This window comes from Mesobacillus maritimus (genome assembly GCF_044803185.1).
Classification (GTDB): domain Bacteria; phylum Bacillota; class Bacilli; order Bacillales; family Cytobacillaceae; genus Mesobacillus_B; species Mesobacillus_B maritimus_B.
The window spans coordinates 331,225-348,851 of the sequence record NZ_CP085225.1 but is presented as its reverse complement, the minus strand read 5'-3'; the positions used below and the strand labels follow the sequence as shown (position 1 = coordinate 348,851).

Annotated in this window: 17 protein-coding genes and 2 pseudogenes; 4 read left to right on the top strand and 15 right to left on the bottom strand. The window is 39.3% G+C overall.

Annotated features, from left to right (window positions below):
• Positions 1–53 precede the first annotated feature (53 nt).
• The 3 genes from LG336_RS01765 to LG336_RS01755 form a co-directional block, all read right to left on the bottom strand.
• Positions 54–1,571: an acetyl-CoA hydrolase/transferase family protein gene (locus LG336_RS01765; RefSeq protein ID WP_404330863.1), complete on the bottom strand. Its 1,518-nt coding sequence runs from the start codon at positions 1,569–1,571 to the stop codon at positions 54–56.
• Positions 1,572–1,749: 178 nt separating this feature from the next.
• Entirely contained in the window at positions 1,750–2,394 is a 645-nt protein-coding gene (locus tag LG336_RS01760; protein ID WP_404330862.1) for a LytTR family DNA-binding domain-containing protein, read from the bottom strand.
• Between the two features lie 175 nt (positions 2,395–2,569).
• Entirely contained in the window at positions 2,570–3,133 is a 564-nt protein-coding gene (locus LG336_RS01755) for a tyrosine-type recombinase/integrase (protein WP_404330861.1), read from the bottom strand.
• A gap of 170 nt (positions 3,134–3,303) precedes the next feature.
• On the opposite strand from LG336_RS01755, the gene proC reads away from it, so the two are divergent.
• Complete coding sequence (gene proC, locus LG336_RS01750) at positions 3,304–4,110, top strand: pyrroline-5-carboxylate reductase (protein WP_404330860.1); 807 nt, start codon at positions 3,304–3,306, stop codon at positions 4,108–4,110.
• 197 nt (positions 4,111–4,307) lie between these two features.
• On the opposite strand, the gene LG336_RS01745 is transcribed toward proC, so the two are convergent.
• The 3 genes from LG336_RS01745 to LG336_RS01735 form a co-directional block, all read right to left on the bottom strand.
• Positions 4,308–5,585, bottom strand: coding sequence for a hemolysin family protein (locus LG336_RS01745; protein ID WP_404330859.1), 1,278 nt, complete (start codon positions 5,583–5,585; stop codon positions 4,308–4,310).
• A 145-nt stretch (positions 5,586–5,730) separates the two neighbouring features.
• Positions 5,731–5,970 (bottom strand): hypothetical protein, encoded by a 240-nt coding sequence (locus tag LG336_RS01740; protein WP_404330858.1) that lies wholly within the window; start codon positions 5,968–5,970, stop codon positions 5,731–5,733.
• A gap of 46 nt (positions 5,971–6,016) precedes the next feature.
• Positions 6,017–7,579, bottom strand: a complete 1,563-nt coding sequence (locus LG336_RS01735) for an NAD(P)H-hydrate dehydratase (RefSeq protein WP_404330857.1) — start codon at positions 7,577–7,579, stop codon at positions 6,017–6,019.
• A gap of 798 nt (positions 7,580–8,377) precedes the next feature.
• On the opposite strand from LG336_RS01735, the pseudogene LG336_RS01730 reads away from it, so the two are divergent.
• Positions 8,378–8,677: pseudogene (locus LG336_RS01730) on the top strand (Hsp20/alpha crystallin family protein); the annotation flags it as partial.
• A 48-nt stretch (positions 8,678–8,725) separates the two neighbouring features.
• Here LG336_RS01730 and LG336_RS01725 read toward each other — a convergent pair.
• Positions 8,726–8,920: pseudogene (locus tag LG336_RS01725) on the bottom strand (hypothetical protein); the annotation flags it as partial.
• A gap of 52 nt (positions 8,921–8,972) precedes the next feature.
• Here LG336_RS01725 and LG336_RS01720 point away from each other — a divergent pair.
• Positions 8,973–9,155, top strand: coding sequence for an SE1832 family protein (locus tag LG336_RS01720; protein WP_404330856.1), 183 nt, complete (start codon positions 8,973–8,975; stop codon positions 9,153–9,155).
• Positions 9,156–9,183: 28 nt separating this feature from the next.
• Here the strand turns inward: LG336_RS01720 and LG336_RS01715 are convergent, their stop codons facing one another.
• From LG336_RS01715 to LG336_RS01685, 7 genes are all read right to left on the bottom strand, one after another.
• Positions 9,184–9,792, bottom strand: coding sequence for a class I SAM-dependent methyltransferase (locus LG336_RS01715; RefSeq protein WP_404333069.1), 609 nt, complete (start codon positions 9,790–9,792; stop codon positions 9,184–9,186).
• Between the two features lie 148 nt (positions 9,793–9,940).
• The gene (locus tag LG336_RS01710) at positions 9,941–10,078 is read right to left on the bottom strand and encodes a hypothetical protein (RefSeq protein ID WP_404330855.1); all 138 of its coding nucleotides are present in this window, start codon (positions 10,076–10,078) and stop codon (positions 9,941–9,943) included.
• Positions 10,079–10,298: 220 nt separating this feature from the next.
• Complete coding sequence (locus LG336_RS01705) at positions 10,299–11,021, bottom strand: Crp/Fnr family transcriptional regulator (protein WP_404330854.1); 723 nt, start codon at positions 11,019–11,021, stop codon at positions 10,299–10,301.
• Between the two features lie 74 nt (positions 11,022–11,095).
• Positions 11,096–11,302: a hypothetical protein gene (locus LG336_RS01700; protein WP_404330853.1), complete on the bottom strand. Its 207-nt coding sequence runs from the start codon at positions 11,300–11,302 to the stop codon at positions 11,096–11,098.
• Between the two features lie 171 nt (positions 11,303–11,473).
• Positions 11,474–11,695 carry a heavy-metal-associated domain-containing protein gene (locus LG336_RS01695; protein WP_404330852.1) on the bottom strand — a complete coding sequence of 74 codons (222 nt, stop codon included), beginning with the start codon at positions 11,693–11,695 and terminating at the stop codon, positions 11,474–11,476.
• 131 nt (positions 11,696–11,826) lie between these two features.
• Positions 11,827–12,747, bottom strand: coding sequence for a ketopantoate reductase family protein (locus LG336_RS01690; protein WP_404330851.1), 921 nt, complete (start codon positions 12,745–12,747; stop codon positions 11,827–11,829).
• A gap of 118 nt (positions 12,748–12,865) precedes the next feature.
• Positions 12,866–13,864 (bottom strand): LLM class flavin-dependent oxidoreductase, encoded by a 999-nt coding sequence (locus LG336_RS01685; RefSeq protein WP_404330850.1) that lies wholly within the window; start codon positions 13,862–13,864, stop codon positions 12,866–12,868.
• Between the two features lie 330 nt (positions 13,865–14,194).
• On the opposite strand from LG336_RS01685, the gene LG336_RS01680 reads away from it, so the two are divergent.
• Positions 14,195–14,497 (top strand): DUF5634 family protein, encoded by a 303-nt coding sequence (locus tag LG336_RS01680; protein WP_404330849.1) that lies wholly within the window; start codon positions 14,195–14,197, stop codon positions 14,495–14,497.
• Between the two features lie 283 nt (positions 14,498–14,780).
• On the opposite strand, the gene adhE is transcribed toward LG336_RS01680, so the two are convergent.
• A complete protein-coding gene (adhE, locus tag LG336_RS01675; RefSeq protein WP_404330848.1) occupies positions 14,781–17,384 on the bottom strand; it encodes a bifunctional acetaldehyde-CoA/alcohol dehydrogenase in 2,604 nt (867 codons plus the stop codon).
• Positions 17,385–17,627: the final 243 nt, after the last annotated feature.

Genomic DNA, 17,627 nt, shown 5'->3' with positions numbered 1-17,627 from the left:
TAATACTATTATCTTTAGGTAGAAACGATAAATTGTCAAATAATTCAGCTCACTTATTCTACTTCAACTAAGGATGCATCCAGCATCGTACCGTTTTTCGCAAAATTGGTATGCCAAGAGAATGCTTTCTCCAACACATGTGGCGTTTGTCCACCTCTGGTTAATGCCTCTTGATAATAGTCCCAAAGTTGTTTGCGATACATTGGATGTACACAATTCTCAATAATAATCTCAACTCGTTCCCTTGGAGCAAGTCCGCGTACATCTGCATAGCCTTGTTCGGTGACGATGACATCAACATCATGCTCCGTATGATCGACATGGGAAACGAATGGAACAATACTCGAGATTTTCCCATCTTTTGCAATGGACTTTGTGACAAAAATGGCTAGGCGTGCATTTCGCGCGAAGTCACCTGAGCCCCCGATTCCATTCATCATTTTTGTACCGAGAACATGGGTTGAGTTTACATTTCCATAGATATCTAGCTCTAAAGCTGTATTAATGGAAATCAACCCGAGGCGACGAATGATTTCTGGGTGGTTCGAAATTTCCTGTGGACGCATAATTAAACGATCGCGGTATTGTTCAAAATTGGAGAAAACCTGCTTCATTTTTGCATCTGATAAAGTAATCGAGCAACACGAAGCAAAGCGAACTTTCCCCGCATCCATTAAATCAAAGACTGCATCCTGCAAGACTTCTGAATAAACTTCTAAGTCCTCAAACTCCGAATCTAGCATTCCGTGAAGGACCGCATTGGCAACAGAACCAATTCCTGATTGAAGTGGAGCTAGCTTTTCAGTCAATCTTCCATGTTCGATTTCCTTGCAGAGGAAGTTTAATAAGTGATTGGCCATCACTTTCGTTTCTTCATCCGGTGCCACGATTGTAGACGGAGAATCTTGCTGATCCGTAAAAACAATCCCCTTGATTTTCTCTGGATCAACTTTGATTCCCAAGGAACCGATACGATCGTCGGCCTTTGTTAATGCTATTGGATTTCTTTCTCCTTGTTTACCAGGGTCATATAAATCATGCAACCCTTCAAGGTTGGTCGCTTGCGCCATATTGATTTCAACAATAATGGAGTTCGCATGCTCAGCAAAGCTTAAGGAGTTTCCAATTGAAGTGGTTGGGATAATCATTCCATCCTCTGTAATCGAAACCGCTTCCAATATTGCGAAGTCCACTGGGTCAATGACGTTTGCTCGTACCAACTCTGCTGTATGGGATAAGTGCTGGTCGACAAATAAAAAGTCCCCGTTATTAATGCCTCTGCGCATCGTTGGATCAGCCTGGAATGGTAGTCTCTTTCCTAAGATTCCAGCTTCTGCAAATAATTTATCAACATCTGAACCTAATGATGCCCCTGTATAGACGTTCACTTTAAAGGATTCATGTTTAGCACGATCAACCAACGCGAATGGGACCGCTTTCACATCACCTGCACGTGTAAAGCCACTTAAGCCTAAGGTCATTCCGTCTTCAATCCATGATGCTGCTTCCTCTGGAGTTACTACGCGCTCATGCAAGCGCTCATTTCGTATCCGTGCGAATTTATTCTCCATTCTTAGACCTCTCCTTAAATCGATTTACCATTATTTTACCCAAGGAGAGAGAGAAGTTTTAATTTTCCGAATACAATACGAGATTCTTTGATAAAACAGCATATTCATAGTACAAAACAGAAGAAATCGTAAGAATCCAGCAAATTTAAGGATAAAGTCGTAAAGAGCAGGAAAAGTCCTAAAAACCTAATAATTTTCTAAAATAACTCGAATACGATTGGCTCACAGGAACACGCTCACCGTTGTCCATTGCTAATAGAAAAGTAGAATGCGAATCTGGAAATATCTCTTTTATATGATTAACATTGACGATAAAAGATCGATGACAACGGATAAAAGAATCCTTTGGGAGCAAATATTCAAATTCCTGAAGGGAGTATTTATGTGAGCCACAATAAACATCGGTGTAGACATGAGTCTTTTTTTCCTTCGCTTCTAAAAAGACAACGTTCGAAAATGGAATGGGGTTCCACCCATCTAATGTTTTCACGGTGACAACCGACTTTCCCTCTGTTAATGCAGGTGAGATGGCCGTTACACAGCCCTCCACTTCTCCATTAAAAAGAAACGGAACCGCCATCCCGTGGTAAGGTACGCCAAACATATCTCGATTAATAAACTCTGAGACCTTTTGCTGCGTGGCAACTGCTTTATAGGCAATGGTCCCCTTCTTTAATGGGTCCCCTGGCTTTATTTTTAAATCAATTCGTTTACTCGGTCGGTAATAAATATACTCTTTTGTATTCGATACTGCGATTGAGATTTCATCTGAAAACAATTCGCCAATAACATCGAGCAGCGAACTAAGTGTTATACTTTGCATCCTAGCACCCACCCTTCTAAAATCAAAAGTAACTATATTCTCTACTATTAGTTTAACTTTTTTGTATTTTTGTTACTAGAAAAAGAATCGGGTTCAGCGGCCTTATGAAGCGGGTTTCCAACCAAGTTCCTGCTTGATTTCGGGTTCATCCCCCTTACGAAACGAATTTAACCTATCATAGATTCACGTCCACCTTTATCGGCTTGTTTTCTTCCTTTTGGATGCCTAGATAACGCAAGGTTTCGGTTGGGGTAGTGTGATTATAAATGGACTTTATAATGGAGATGGCAATCCCTTTCCGATATGCATGGTAACCAAACGTTTTTCGTAGGGTGTGCGTCCCAATCTTCCCCGGAACCCCCACTTCCTTTGCTGCATGATTAATGATTCGATAAGCCTGCTGGCGTGTGATCGGTTGGTTATTTCTCTTCGATTTAAAAAGGTAATCCTCTTGTTGTAAATTTTGATCAACTAGATAATCCTTTAATTCGCGACGTACGCTATTATTCAAGTAAAAAGACTTCTCCCCATCACTTTTAGGGTCGGGAATATAGAGAAACTCTTTGCATGCAGTCCCATCCCATACATCGCTTACCTTAAGTGCTAACAAATCACTTACTCTCATTCCGGTATTTATCCCCAATATAAAAAACAATAAATCTCGTTGGGACTGTTTTTTTAATAACTTTTTCATCTCATTAATCTTCCCGACATCTTTAATGGGATCTACACACTCCATGTATTCTCCCCCTAAAAGGAATATTGTTTGTTACCAATACTACCAAAATAATGGGATTTCCACAATCAGACGGATCCCCTGTGCTGGTTGTTTAGCTTTGATTTCACATCGTGATATAATCATTTAAAACTAAGCAGACATTAATGTCTTATTAAGAGAGGAATTTTTTTATGAATCGTAAAATTGGTTTTATTGGCTGTGGCAATATGGCAAAAGCAATCATCGGTGGAATGATCCAATCAGGTTTCACCAGTGCTGAAAATATTCATGCTTCAAACCGCTCTTACGGCAATCTTGAAGAAATGAACCAAAAATATGGGATTGTCGTCTCCCAGAATAATCTCGATGTGGCCCGTCAATGTGAGGTTCTTTTTTTAGCTGTGAAGCCTAATAAATATAGTCTTGTTATCGAAGAGATCAAAGAGATGGTTTCAGAAAATGCACTTATTATTATGATAGCAGCTGGCCAGACCATTAAACAGAACGAGCAGCGTTTTGGCAAAAGAATGAAAATGGTCCGAACAATGCCCAATACTCCTTCCCTTGTCGGTGAAGGAATGACAGCTGTGAGCACGAACGATTTAGTAACAGTGGAAGAAAAACAGGTAGTCCAAAACATTTTTGAGAGCTTTGGAAAAGTAGAATTTATCGATGAACAGTTAATGGATACGGCTAGCGGGGTTAGCGGTGCTTCTCCTGCCTATGGGTACATGTTTATTGAGGCACTTGCCGATGGAGCTGTGTTACAGGGTATGCCAAGGAAGCAAGCCTACACCTTTGCTGCACAAGCATTATTAGGAGCTGCGAAGATGGTATTAGAGACAGAGCTTCACCCTGGCGAATTGAAGGATCAAGTTTGCTCTCCTGGTGGTGCCACCATTGAAGCGGTTGCTAGTCTTGAAAAAAGCGGATTCCGCTCGAGTGTGATTCAAGCTCTTAATGCATGTGTAGAGAAATCTAAAAGCATGAAAGACTAACTATTTGAGTATTGGGTAGTAAAGTATAGAGGGTAAGTTTTTCAATAAGATACAAACAGGTCTTATATAGGAAATTCGAACTGTATTTTAAAAATGACGTTTATGGACTAAGAATGCTGTCAAAAATGCTTAATGTATTCCCCCCCTTTATTTAAAAAGCATCTGCCACTTGGGCAGATGCAATTTTTTTATGCTTATTAGTTATCTTCTGATTCTTCGTTTTGGTCCTTTGGTAAAATTTCTACCCTTACTTTACGTACACGGTGATTGTCGACTTCTTGAACACTGATATGAAGATTCTCATACTGGAAGCCTTCTCCTTCTTTCGGAATTCTTTCCAACGTTTCAAACAACCAGCCACCAAGACTATGACTTGAGCTTTCTGGCATCGGCACACGCAATAAGTCGGAAAAGTCATCTAGTTGAAATTGAGCATCGAATTCATATAAAGTTTCACTAAGTTTGGTCATGATATTAATCTTCTCATCATGTTCGTCCCAAATCTCGCCTACTAATTCTTCAAGAATGTCTTCAAGGGTAATCAATCCAGAAGTTCCCCCAAATTCGTCGACAACGATAGCCATATGACTTTTTAACCTCTGTAGTTCAGGCAAGAGTGTGGCTACTTTCATCGATTTAACCACGAACACTGGCTTTCGTAATAAAGCCTCTACGTTTGCATCATTATGCTGGATAAGTTCCGAGAAGAATTCACGCTCGGATAAAATTCCAATAATATTATCTATATTGTCTTTATAAACAGGGACTCGCGAAAACCGCTCTGTTAAAAAGAGATCTTTGATTTCTTCAATCGGTTGGTTTAACTCAACTGCGATCATATCCATACGGTGAGTTAAGACCTCACCTACAATGACATCATTAAATTCTAATGAACGATGAACAAGTTCTTTTTCCTCTTTATCAATGACACCTTCTTCTTCACTGATATCAACCATAACCTTGATTTCTTCTTCAGTGATAGATGGGGTTGATTCATTCTTTGAAAAAGTCCTTGAAACAAAGTCCTTAAGCTTACCAAATATAAAATTGAAGGGTGTTAAAAGTTTTATAAGTAAGAAGAGAATTCCAGATATCTTTAATGAGTAATTTTCTGCATTCTCTTTGGCAATCGACTTTGGTAAAATTTCACCAAAGATAAGCACCAAAATGGTCATGACTAAAGTACTTATCAATAGCCCAGTACCTGCTCCAAAAATACCCGTTGCAACACTCGCTGCAATACTGGAAGCTGCGATATTGACGATATTATTTCCTATTAAGATCGTGGATAAGGCATTGTCAAAGTTCTCAGTAATGTGTAAGGCTTTTTTGCTACCAGCCTTGTTCTCACTAACGTAATTCCTTAACCTAATTTTATTTACACTTGAAAAAGCTGTTTCTGCAGACGAAAAAAAAGCAGACAAAATAATTAGAACGATTAGAAAAATAATTAAACCTATGGGCACTTCAGCCAAAAAAACTCACACTCCGTAAAATTAAATTTATACACAATCAATTTTACAGACTAAGCTGTGATAAATCAATTGCTTAAGCTTGCTTAAATGGACAATCGGCGATACAGCTTTAGATTCAAGTGTAATAAAATCATTGAAAAAAGAATTAGGAAGTCAGATTCGCTAATTTTTCAGCATAGCGACTCTCATTAAAAGGAACCTTATTCTTCATAATATCGTACATCTCTTCTACTAATATTCCAGCAATCAGCAATTTTGATTCTTCCTCTGTTTTTCCCATCTCCATTAACCTGTTTAAGGTTTCTCCTGTACATGGAGGGTTATTTTCTTTTAGTTGATTTTCAACAATCTCTAATAACTTTGTACGAAATCTTGGATTCACCATTCTTTTAGAATCATCCTTTTTGTTTTGAATTATATTTTTATGTGAGTTATATCGTGTAGTTGGTTAACAGGTCTTTCACTCCGTCGATTAGATCTACAGGCATGACACCATAATGAGATAAAGCTTTTGGCTTATCCTCCCCGGCCTTCGCGTGCAGGAAACTCGCTGAAAGTAGAGCTTGTAGTGGGGAAGCACCTTGAGCTAAGAACGAAGTGATGAGACCAGTTAATACATCACCACTTCCACCTTTACCAAGTGCATCATGTCCATAAGGATTTATGTATACCTCTCCGCCTGGTGTCGCAATAATCGAACGGTGCCCCTTCAATAGTAGCAACACTTGATGCTCCACTGCAAATTTCCGAGCAATCTCAATCCTATTTCCTTCTATTTCCTTTACTGATCTCTGAATTAATGCCGCCATCTCACCTGGGTGAGGGGTAAAAATGACGGGTCCTCTATGTTGTTTGAGTTGCTTAAAATTATTTCTAAGTAGGTAAAGAGCATCGGCATCAACGACAATTGGCTGGTCTGTTAGGGCAGCGAATAGTTTTGCTAGCCATTCTTCTCCGTCTGGAAACCGACTCATCCCCGGTCCAACTGCAATGCTGTCGTATTGTTGAAGACGTGGAACTAACTCTTCAATGGCCTCCCTTGAAAAGTGTCCACCTTTTTCTTCAGGTAATGGTAAAAATAATGCTTCAGGATACTGCGTTGCCGCCATAGGGTAGATGCCTTCAGGAATGGCTAACGTCACCAACCCCGCACCACTATGTAAAGCTGCCTTTGCCGTAAAAATCGGAGCTCCAACATAGGAGCGAGAACCGCCAATTACAAGAGCGTGTCCAAAGGTTCCTTTGTGACCGTTTTGTGGGCGCACTGGGATAGATTCTTTTATGAGCGATTCTGTGATTATTTGTGGGAGCTGAAGGTGGAGGTCTCTGGCAATAGACGGTGGAACAGAAATATCAACTGCCTTCCATTCTCCGACGTACATAGGACCATCTTGGAGGAAAAATCCACTTTTCGGGCATACAAAGGTCACTGTCTTTGTGGCTTTGATGGCCTCGCCAACCACTTTGCCATCATCACTGTTCACACCTGAAGGAATATCTACAGAAATGACAGGGATGGAATCATTTTCGCGATTGTTGACCATTTTTATGATTCGTGCGAGCGGTTCTCGTACTGCCCCTTTTACTCCTGTTCCGAGGATGGCATCTACAATGAGGTCTGCTTGGGTTAGTTGGTGCTGGAATTCGTCAAACTGTTTTAGGGTGAATAGTGTTAGATCTCGTTTCAGATAGACGTTGAGGTGGACCTTGGCGTCCCCGGTTATTTTTTCAACTGGGACCAACAGCCAAAGCTGAGGCTCCCATCCTAGATCAACAAGCTTCCGTGCCACAACAAAGCCATCTCCGCCGTTATTTCCGCCCCCGGCCAAAATGAGCACTTTTGGCTTTTTACTGGTGAGGCTTTTAGAGTTAGCAACGATTTCCTCGACAATCCTTGAACCCGCATTCTCCATTAACACAACACCTGGCAACCCAAGACTCTCCATCGTGTACTGATCCAGTAACTGCATGTCCTTTTGACCTGCTACGAACATGACCCACACCTCCGAGTATTTTTTATTACTTTATATTATAAGCTAAGTTGATTCGTAATGATGGATTTGCTTTAGGTTTGGGGATATTGGGAGCTTTATCGTGACGTTTTCGATGACTTCCTTCTTGAATTTGGCACGTTGGAGCTTTCATCTTGACCGTTTTGATGATTTCTCTATTGATTTGGTCACGTTGGGGCTCCCAGCGTTACCTTTTTGTTGATTTCCTCTTGCTTTGGACACGTTGGAGCTTCCAGCATTACCTTTTGCGTGGTCTCCCTTTCAGTTTGGGCACGTTGAGGCTTCCAGCGTGACCATTTTGATATATTCCCTCTTCATTTGGTCACGTTGAAACCTCCAGCGTTATCTATTGCGTGGCGTCCCCTTCAGTTTGGACACGTTTAAACCTCCAGCGTTCCCTTTAAGGGGGTGTCCTTTGTTTCTTTACCAAAATGTACTTCAATCAAACGTTTGATTAAATTGCCCTTGGTATATCAACGTTTAACCAAGGTACCCCCCAAGCAAATGAGAATTGTTACTGAAATTTAACTCTATAAAAACAGCTGTCATCAAACTTTTTACACACTTCTAACAATTAGTTGAACAAACCACTTCTAACCATACGATTCATAGCCAATATGATAAAATAATAGAGTAGTAAATAATTTTGGGAGGTTGATCATTATGCCAGCCCTACATGATTTGCTACCTAAGATTTGGAACAGAAGAGCAACAGAATTAGAGGATTTCTTTGATAGTTCGTGACTATGGGGAAAAGGGTTCGATGTTGATGTCAAGGAATCCGAAAAGTCAATTTCAATCGAGGCTGACTTGCCAGGGTTTCAAAAAGAGGACATTCAAGTTGACCTAGACGATTACTCCATTACCATCAAAGCTATCCGCAGCACAGAAAGTGAAGAGAAACGCGAGAAATATTATAGGCGGGAACGTCAATATGGAAGCGTAGAGCGAGTGATTCCTCTTCCAGCGGAAGTAATAACAAATTCATCTAGCGCTAAATACGAAGACGGTGTTTTAAAAATAACCCTAGAGAAGGCAAATCCAACCATTTCACAACGGAAGTCTATTTCTATTGAATAAGTCTATTAGTAAAGAAACGCCGGCCCTGTAACCAGAGCTGGCGTTTCATCATGTATTTACACTAAGCAGAAGGTCTATGATGACGAATTTTTCAATCACATCTGCGACAAATTGAACATGAGTTCCAACGATAACTTGAATGCTTTGTGGCCCGATGACATTGATTCCATGTACACCTGATGTTTTAATTTGATTTTGGTTTACAAGTCCCATGTCTTTTACTTCAACTCTTAGGCGAGTCACAGAGTAGATGATATAATAAGTTTAAACTCCTGTAATGAAACGAGGTGCTAGTATGACTAAGAAAGAAATTGAATATCAAATAACAGAACTAAAGGCAGAATATGTTCGCCTCCAAAATGATTTAGAAAAATTAGAGTATGTGGACGGGAAACTATCACCTTTGGAAAAACAAATTGCTGAGATTGAAAAGGAACTCAGCGTGCTCAACCAAAAACTACGTACGGTTTTAAACTAAAAAGGCACTCATTCGAGTGCCTTTTCTATTAAAACCCATACCGATAAATCAAGAACCGTTCATTAGGATTCCTTGAATAGACATCTGGTAAAATGATTTCTTGTTTTAATTCAAAGACGGTTTGGTTTTCTAAAAAGAGGATATAGTCTTCAGATGGATAATATAGGACAATTTCCATTTCTCGAGGGTTCATTTCTAGGGAACTTAAGATATTATGAATGATTTTCTTAAAAATATGGACAGAAAACGGATTAAAGAAATAGAAGCGGTTCTCTAAACCATTGATTTGATATTCTTCTGCCAGACAACAATGGAATTGAATAGAAGACTTCTTTTTTTTATTCTTTTCAAAATATCGCTCCCGATTTCTTAATGCCTCATGATAAAAGATTTCATCCATTTCAATCCCAGTTACATTTGCATCATAAAAATAATGGATAAAAAAGTTTAACCTACCTTTTCCGCAGCCAAAATCCACAATACGCTCTTCTTTTTTCACTTCATAATGCTGAAATAGTTCCTCCAAAGCACTGTATGGTGTAGGTTCATAGGGATGATAATGAGTGATTGGATGAAGTTTTCTCATGTCTTCCCCCGTATTGATATTCAGCAATTTCTCATAATGATATTCGTTCACCATTCGTTTCGTGCTCCTGTCTGTCCACTTTCACTTAGTTGTTTTCTATTAGGATACACCATTCAAACAATAAGAAAAAGGAGAGGTCCCTCCAGCTAGATGAATACAGATATGAAAACTATCTTTATGGTCAAAAAAAAGAGGAGCATCATCCAGTCGTAAGGATTGCACCTCTATCATCTCTTTCAGTTTGTCTCTGTTTCCCGATTAAATAAGTTAGATAAGATTGAAGTTCAAATTGATTATGATTCATAAAGTCTATTAATTTCTTTTCATTACTGCCCATCAGGACCCCTCCTTTTACTATATTTGCATTATCTCCATGGCGGAAACCTTTTATACATTGAAAATAATAAAATGTCATTCATTTTAAAATTTCCTATAAAAATAGAATTTATTTGTATGAATCTATTAAAACTTGGGTATTCTAGTAACGTATTCCCCCTCATATTAAGCATTTACCACTTGGTAGATGCTTCTTTTTTTGTGTAAATAGGCAGGTTCCATTAAATTAGTAGCAACCCGTCTAAGTCTAAAATCTCAATTCTTTTACGTGCTTTTTGTTTAATATAACCTTGGGACTCTAACTCGGTTAATTTTCGGCTAATGGTTTCTGGAGTCGTTCCTAAGTAAGAAGCCAAGTCCTTTTTGTTCATTGGGAGAGCAAATTCACTTGAAGAACCCTCATTTTCTAGGCATTCTGCGAGAAAGAGGGCAATTCTTGTCTCTACCTTTTCTGTCGCAAACCGTGCTGTTTGTTTCTCTGACTGCTCTAATCTACTTGAAAACTCAGAGAGGATTTTTAATGAAATCGATGGATATCTTAATAGAAATTGCTGTAGGTCCGTTCGTTTTATCATACATACCCTTGTATCTTCCATTGCCTGCGCAAAGGCTTCGTGAATGCCTTCTTTGAACAAAGCAAGTTCTCCCGTAAATTCTCCTGGAAGTAATATGCGAACAAGTTGTTCCTTTCCTGATTCCGAAAGACGATAGATCCGAATTTTCCCTTTACTTACGATGTATAACGAATCTGATTGGTCACCTGCATGGTAGACGATTTCCCCTTTTTTATATGAGGCAGCATGAGTTGTCTTCATGATTTCATCCATTTGTTTTTCTTCTAGGTGGTTAAAAATCGGGACCATTGAAACACATCCCTTGTGTGTCCCTAATGAATGTTGATCTTCCCTGTGATGATGGCAACTTTGTTGTCCCTCCGCTTCCATATTGAGCCTCCGTTCATTTTTATCCTAAGATTAACATATCACTAGCTAAATATGTGCAGTCTGTAACTCCCCCCTTATCTTTCCCTTTTTCTAAAAGCTTTCATTCTGAGCGCCTGATACGCTTTGATAAAAATTGGGATACCAGCAATAACGGTTGCAGCCAGGAACGCTCCGTGCTTCATGCTATCATTGCCTATTAAACCTGTGATGAAACCAAATATGATTAAGATACCTGATAGCTTCATCAAATCATTTCGATGTTTTTGTAATGTGATAATCATGTCCATTCCCCCTCTACATTCCCTATACTTAAAGGATAAGACTCTTTTACTAATAAAAAATTGACTAGCATCAAGTTTTGAGAAATATGTCAGAGCACTTGGCGTAAATAGAAAAAACTTATCTTCACGCCACTAACTGTAGCAGGAGATAAGTTTTTGATTGCAACGAAACTACGATACTTTCGCTGATATCACTTGGTAGCCTAGCTTTTGCAGAATGTTCTCTACTTCAGTTGCTTGTATGATTGTGGCATCAAACTCGGTTTTGACCTTACTTGAGTTGAATAATACTCTTACCGTCTGCATCCCGACCATTTTATTGAGTGTGGTTTCAATTTTTTTAATGCAAGAAGGGCAAGTTAATGGTTCTAATTGGAATACTGCTTTTAACATGTTCAATTCCTCCCTCGTGTTTATGTCTTTATTTTAAGACAGTTTCACTCAATAAAAATTGACCTATATCAAGTTTTAAATCTTTATCCAATAAAAAAGACAACCAGGTCTGGCTGCCTTAATAAAATCATCTAGTTGTAGTTGCTCTCAATTGCCTTTATTCGTTCATAAAATTCTTTATTAACAGGTGTGGATACCCCATGTTTCTCTCCCATCTTCAATACGGTGCCAGAAAACAACTCGACTTCACTGTAGCGCTTGGCTTCTACATCCTGTGCCATAGATGGTTTCCCCTCTGGACTCAATTTGCTTAATACCTCTAACCAATAATCGATATCCTCTTCAGTTAAGGGAATGCCCTCTTTTTCAGAAAGCAGCATAACTTCTCGCATCGCCGCGATCATCATGTCTCTCGCTTTTCCTGCTTTTTGAATCTCTCCATAATTGCTTTCATGCACAGCAACAGTTTGATTTACTCCTACATTCAGCATGAATTTACTCCAGAGGTGCTTATACATGTCAGGTACAACCTCATAAGGAACGCTCATTTCGTCAAAGAAAGCAGCAACTGCCTGTACCTTCTCCGAATTCATTTCAGCATTACGCTCCCCAAAGCAAAGCATCCCCATATTTTCGTAGGTTAGTTCATTTTTCACTTTTACGGCATCCATTCCTTGAGCGACGCAGTATAAAATCTTGTCCATTCCATAAGTCTCACCGATTACAGCCTCGCTGGTTATTCCATTCAAAGCCGATAAGATAATGGTGTTTTTACCTATATGGTTTCTAACCGCGTGGATCGCGTCATTTAAGCCCTCATTCTTAACAGTAAACAAAACTAAATCTGCTGGTTCCACGATTTCTTCTGGTGTTATAAAGTGGAAATCACAGCGTTTACCATTACAATAAACATGTTCGTTACGGTATTTTTCCACTCGCCCCTTATCTGCAACGATTCGCAAACTTCCTTTTGGCATCCTCTTTGATAAATGATGGCCAAATAAAATTCCAAGTGCCCCTAACCCAACAATCGAAACAGTTTTTATCGTCATACACCTTAGATTCCCTTCCCCATGAATTTATACAATAATTTTATCATAGGTTCCTCATTTGTCAGGAAGCTAAAGTTTGTAAGAGGATGTTAGTGGGTATGAACAACTACCCTTTTGACTATTTCAAAGCCTCAGCCAATAAGGTATAGGACTGAATCTTATCGTGAAAATCATACACATTGGTGATAATCATCAGCTCATCTGTTTGATACAGTTCACTCAATCTTAGCAAATCGTCCTTCACCTTCGCCGGTGTTCCAATCACCATCCGCTTTCGATTCTCTTGGATTCTTTTTCGTTCTTCCTGTGTAAAATTCATTCTTTTTGCTTCTTCTATGGAAGGGATTCTCGTATCCAGTCCCCTTTCAACTAGCAACAACCACCTATCAAGACTAAGAGCCATTTCTTCTGCTTTCTCCTGTTTAGGAGCACAAATTACAAAAACACAAACATTGACCTTGGGCCTCGAGAGCAAATTCGAAGGCTGAAAATGTTCATAATAATAATCGATTGCCTTTTGCCCATTCTCAGGATTAATAAAGTGACCATACGTAAAAGCTATTCCGTTTTCCGCCGCTACTCGTGCACCTCGGTGGGAAACCCCTAAAACCCACATTTCTGGAGCCCTCTCCGGTACCGGATAAGCCGCCACTTCGTGATACGGATGATCGGTTGGCAACTCGTTGTTTAAAAACCCTTGCAAATCTTTAACTTGTCGAGGAAAATCGTTCAGACTTCTCCTTACTCCATCTGTTAAAGCTAATCGTGTAGCAGGAGATCCACCTGGAGAACGGCCGATGCCCAAATCGATACGGTTAGGAAATAGCGTTTCTAACATCTTGAAGTTTTCAGCTACTTTATAAGGGCTATACTGTGGGAGCAGAATCCCACCTGAACCAACGCGTATCTTTCTTGTCTTTGAAGCAATATGAGATATTAATACTTCGGGAGAAGAACCAGCGACGCCGATAGTATTATGATGTTCAGCCACCCAAAAACGGTGATATCCTAGCTCTTCCGTGATTTGCGCAAGTTTTACTGTATTTTGCAAAGCTATGCTAGCATGATCTCCTTTACGAATCACCGATTGATCCAAGACGCTTATTTTCAAGTCCATCCCTTCTTCCTGTTCATCAGCTTTTTTATCTATATTTGTTTTCGTAAAGATTGTTGTTAAAATTGTAAAAATCTTAAAGCCGATTTTTACTACCTAAAGCCGATTTTAACGCAAGGTAAGCTATTTTTGTACGTTGTAGTAAGTTTGCAAGCTATTTGCATTGAAACAAAAGCTTCATCCGTCCTATTTTGTATCCAAAATCAGCAAAGCATGAGAAAAGAGCCTTATCTAATTTATCTCAAATTAACAAACTTAACCTAGAGGAAGTGTTTAATAAAAATAAAGAAAGACATATTAAGGATAGTATTTAATCGGAAGGAGGATATTTAGATGGAATTTTTATCACGTGAAGAAATTTTGAATAATTTACAGCAATCTATGCCAGCTTTTATCGATCAATATAATTTAGACGATATTGGCCTATACGAAGAGCAAGGGCAAGGGGATGTTTATTATATAGGGTATACTGTGAAGAAAAACGGAAAAACCTATCATATTCATACTCCCTATCATAAAAATGAACACGGACAATTGGCTAGCCAGCAAAAGTCCTGGACAGCGGAACCAGATGAACCGGACAAAGAGGATTTAAAAGGATACAACGATTTAGAAAGTGTTTTTCACGATATATAATCCGTTTATCATCAAAAAACAGCGACTGAAAGAACAAGTCGCTGTTTTTTCTATGGTTTTTTATTATGGCTCTTTTCTCAAACTTTGTTGCTCTTGGATACAAATTCGGTTGAATTAAGCTTTGTTTCCCTTCAAAGTACCCTTTTATTAATGAGAAAAGAGCGCGCAAACTTCTTATCACGTACCAAATAGCTTATCTTGCGTTAAAATCGGCTTTAGGTAGTAAAAATCGGCTTTAAGATTTTTACAATTTTAACAACAATCTTTAAGAAAACAGCCTTTATTATATACCGCTGTAAGCCATACGAAGAATATCTACAAGCTCGTTCATTAATGGACGTCTTGGATTGACATTTGTGTCTGGATCATTATAGGCATGGTCGGCCATTATGTTCATTTTGTTATCATAGTCAACTTTGGTGATGCCACAATCCTTCACAGTCAGAGGCATCTCGAGCTGGTTTGCTAAGTGAACAATTGCCTGTATTAAGCTTTCAACCCCTTCTTCTGTTGTCTTAGCTGGCAGTCCAAGCATCCTTGCCAATTCTGCATAACGCTTGTCTGCAATATAATGCTCATAACCAGCAAACGGTGTGAATTTTGTTGGCTTTTTAGCATTGAAAGTAATCACATGCGGCAAGAAGATTGCATTGGCTCGACCATGAGGAATATTAAATTCTGAACCTAGCGCATGGGCAAGGCTATGATTAATCCCTAAAAATGCATTGTTAAAGCTCATCCCTGCGATTGTTGAGGCATAGTGCATTTTCTCTCGTGCCACCTCATCCTGCCCGTTATGGTATGCTTTTGGTAAATATTCAAATACAAGCTGAATTGCCTTAATAATGGGACCATCCGAGAATTCATTGGCTACCACTGAAACATACGCTTCAAGTGCATGTGTTAACACATCCATACCCGTGTCAGCGGTGATATGTTTTGGAACGCTCATCGTAAATTGCGGATCAATGATCGCAATATCCGGTAAAAGTTCCGGGTCCGAAATCGGATATTTTATATTGTTTTGCTTGTCTGATATAACAGCGAAGGAAGTAACCTCTGAACCTGTACCAGAAGTAGTCGGAATCGCAATAAACTTCGCTTTTTCCCTAAGTTTAGGAAATTGGAACACACGCTTCCGCGGATTCATAAACTTTTGCTTTAATTTATGAAAATCTGCCTCTGGATGCTCGTAAAATAACCACATTCCCTTTGCCGCATCAAGGACCGAACCACCACCAAGAGCAAGAATGACATCCGGTTGGACTTGGCTCATTTGTTCCGCCCCCCGCATGACGGTTTCAATGCTAGGATCAGGCTCCACTTCAGAGAACACATCATAACGAACAAAATCCGGACGTTTTTTCAGATAATGAAGTACTTTTTCAACGTAGCCATTTTTTATGGAACTTGGGCTTGTTACAATAAAAACCCTAGAAAGGTTAGGGATTGTTTCTAAAGCTTGAATAGAGTTTTTCTTATAATAGATTTGTGGCGGTGTTCTTAATACTTGTGGGTTACTCTTTCTAATCGCTACCTTTTTAATATTGATTAAATTGGCTGCTCCAACATTTTGAGAAACTGAATTTCCTCCATATGTTCCACATCCTAACGTCAATGTTGGTAAAAAGTCGTTATAGACATTGCCCGTTGCACCTTGAGCTGATGGAGTATTCACTAGGATTCGCCCAGCTCTCATGCGCATCGCAAACATTTCCACAATTGCTTGGTTTTCCGTATGAATCGATGCTGTATGTCCAAGTCCACTATACTCCAAAGTTTCTTCCGCAATGGTTAGTCCCTCTTTAAGACTACTTACCTTGTAGCAGGCAAGAATAGGACTTAACTTTTCGCATGAAAGCGGCTCATTCGGTCCAACACCCTGTAATTCTGCAACTAGTACTTTTGTGTCTTCAGGGGCACCAATTCCAGCCATTCTTGCAATTTTACCTGCCGATAACCCTACAATCATTGGATTTAAAGAACCGATTTCTTCCTTTATAGCCACCTTTTCGAGCAATTGCTTTTCTTCTTTATTGAGGAAATAACAATTATTTGCCAGCATTTCATTTTTTACATCATCGTAAATTTCCTGATCGATGATAACGGCCTGTTCAGACGCACAAATCATTCCGTTATCATATGTTTTGGAAAGGATCAAGTCGTTGACTGCACGCTTAGTGTCAGCGGATTTCTCAATATAACAAGGGACATTTCCAGGTCCGACTCCAATCGCAGGTTTTCCTGAACTATAAGCAGCCTTGACCATCGTACTTCCACCAGTAGCAAGTATAAGCGATACTTTTGGGTGCTTCATTAATAGATTTATTGCCTCAAGGGTTGGTGTTTCCAACCATTGGATACAGTTTTCAGGAGCTCCAGCCTTTATCGCTGCATCGCGGAGCAACTTAGCTGTTAGCTTCCCTGTATTTTGGGAAACTGGATGAAATGAAAAGATGATTGGGTTTCTCGTTTTCAAGGAAATTAAGGATTTAAAAATAACGGTAGAAGAAGGGTTTGTCACGGGTACAAGACCTGCAATGACCCCCACCGGTTCAGCAATCTCACAAGTACCTTCATGCTCATTTTCACTGATTACTCCGACTGTTTTTAAGTCGCGAATGCTATTGTAAATCATCTCGGTTGCAAACATATTCTTTGAAACCTTATCCTCGTAGATTCCTCTTTCTGTTTCCTCAAAAGCCATTTTTGCAAGAAGTGTATGATTCTCAAGGGCAACAAGCGCCATTTCCCTGACGATTTCATCGACGCTAACTTGATCGAGCCTCCGAAACTCTCGAAGTGCAACCTCACCCTTTGCAGCCAAGCTTTCTACCATTTCTCCAACATACTGTTTCTGTTTCAACACTTTTTCATCAACTGCCATTTACATTCCCTCCCAATTTGCATGAAGAACTTTTTAGGTAAAAATTTCTTTCTTTTGTAAAGATACCAACTGGTATGTTCAGAGATTGTCAAATGATGTTGAGAATATTGGTGCTTTCTGTCTAATGAGCTAAAGTTCATGAAAACTACAAAATTGCAGAATGAATTTGCAAATCCAAGATTGTTAAACGTTTGAAAACTGATGACACTCTTTTTAGCTCCGTCATACACTATATGGTTATAA